Here is a 1,546-nt window from a genome sequence, read left to right as displayed (position 1 = left end):
GGTTTTCTGCTCCGCTTTTTGCTCGGCGACGTAGCGATGAACGGTGCCAACCGAGCAGCCGATCTCGGCGGCAATCCCGCGCAGGCTCAACCCCTTGGCACGCAGTCTGCGCGAGGGCCACGAGTTTTCCGTGACCGAGCAACACACGGAGTTGGTTGCGGCGGTGCGCGAACTCGCCCAGGTGCTCAACGCCGGGCCGCGAAGCGCCACCATTAGTTCGTTTTTAGCGCACGAACGGAAGTCCTCATGCTCTCACGGCGAGGCCGCGGGTTAAGCGAGTGCCAATCCCCTTAAAGGTGCAATGCCGCTATGAGAACGCCGATCGCCATTAGACCGCCCCCGAAGGTCGGCGAGGAAACAACGACCCCGAGAGGAAGCGCATAAACCACCGCCCCTACGGAAATGATCCCCGCAGCGGACGAAGCTTTTCTGTTCGGTTTCCAGCAAAGAAAAAGCAGAACAGACGCTGAAACGAAGAAGAGAAGTAATCCAAGAGCGGAGAAGTGGCGCGACAACGCCACATAGACGCCAGCCCCCAAAACAAGGGCTAATGAAACAGCGGCGGGGACTCGCTGGCTTTGCGTTTCCGGTATGGCGCGCTCCTTTTCCATTCTGCCTAGGCTATCGGCACTTTCCCGCCGGAGCTACCTGCCATCCCAGGTTAAGTGCCTGGCTGAAGTCATAACAGGTCTGGTCATTGAGGATGCGCCTGGAGGGGCGTGCGTCGTGGTGGGTTAGACGTCCTGGGCTTCTTTGACGTAGCGATGAACGGTGCCAACCGAGCAACCGATCTCGGCGGCAATCGCGCGCATGCTCAACCCCTTGGCGCGCAACGCGCGCACGCGCTCGCGCTTCTCGTTCGCGCGAGCGAGGTAATCAGCGCGCGGTTCACTCGTCCAACGGATGATCGAACTTTTTGCCGCCCCGGTGCGCTCGTGAAGCTCGCGAACTGTCCATCCGTTGCGCGGGTGCGGTTTAGGCATGGTGTCCCTCCTCGATCAGTGCAGTGACGGCGCTCTTCGTGGAGTGATTTCCCCACCGCTGCTCAGCGCTCTTTTTGCCGCGTGCGCTTTGAATCGTGGTGAACGTGGCTTCATAAACAACCGGTCCGTCGCTCCACATACACGACTTAGTGATGATCCACTTGCGAATCGAACACGCGGTAACAGAAACAGGGGATAAGAGCACGGGCTTACGCCCGGGGAACCGTTTATTGCTTACGGCATTCACACCCTCACTAGCTGTCGATAAGGCCCGCTTTTCTTAGCACTGAGATGTGACGCGCCACAGTGCTTCTCTCACAGCCAAGCTCCTCCGCAATCTGTCGTGCGCTTGGGGCCTTTCCAGTGTCAAAGATCGTCTGAGAATAAATCGACAAGACTCGGCCACGCGTCCCCTGCCCTTGGAGCGTTCGCCGTTTATTCGCCGCTTCGAGCACTTCGCGTTGGGACTGAGCGTATTCACCGTTGGGGTCGTTCTTCCAGCGTTCAGCAGCTTTCTTCCCGCCCTTACGGCCCATCGTGGCCAGTGCCTTACGCTCCGCTGT

4 protein-coding genes are annotated in these 1,546 nt (G+C 59.2%); all 4 read right to left on the bottom strand.

All coding sequences use genetic code 11. The features are described from left to right. The coding region (locus FHE74_RS10750) for a hypothetical protein (protein ID WP_425456352.1) at positions 1-213 on the bottom strand (213 nt) is incomplete at its 3' end. A gap of 77 nt (positions 214-290) precedes the next feature. Continuing rightward, positions 291-611, bottom strand: coding sequence for a hypothetical protein (locus FHE74_RS10545; protein ID WP_139466465.1), 321 nt, complete (start codon positions 609-611; stop codon positions 291-293). Positions 612-734: 123 nt separating this feature from the next. Further along, positions 735-983: a helix-turn-helix domain-containing protein gene (locus FHE74_RS10540; RefSeq protein WP_139466464.1), complete on the bottom strand. Its 249-nt coding sequence runs from the start codon at positions 981-983 to the stop codon at positions 735-737. A 254-nt stretch (positions 984-1,237) separates the two neighbouring features. Next, a complete protein-coding gene (locus FHE74_RS10530; RefSeq protein WP_246049295.1) occupies positions 1,238-1,519 on the bottom strand; it encodes a helix-turn-helix domain-containing protein in 282 nt (93 codons plus the stop codon). Between the last annotated feature and the right edge of the window lie 27 nt (positions 1,520-1,546).

The organism is Corynebacterium tapiri (genome assembly GCF_006334925.1).
Lineage (GTDB): Bacteria > Actinomycetota > Actinomycetes > Mycobacteriales > Mycobacteriaceae > Corynebacterium > Corynebacterium tapiri.
This window is presented reverse-complemented; position numbering and strand designations above follow the sequence as displayed.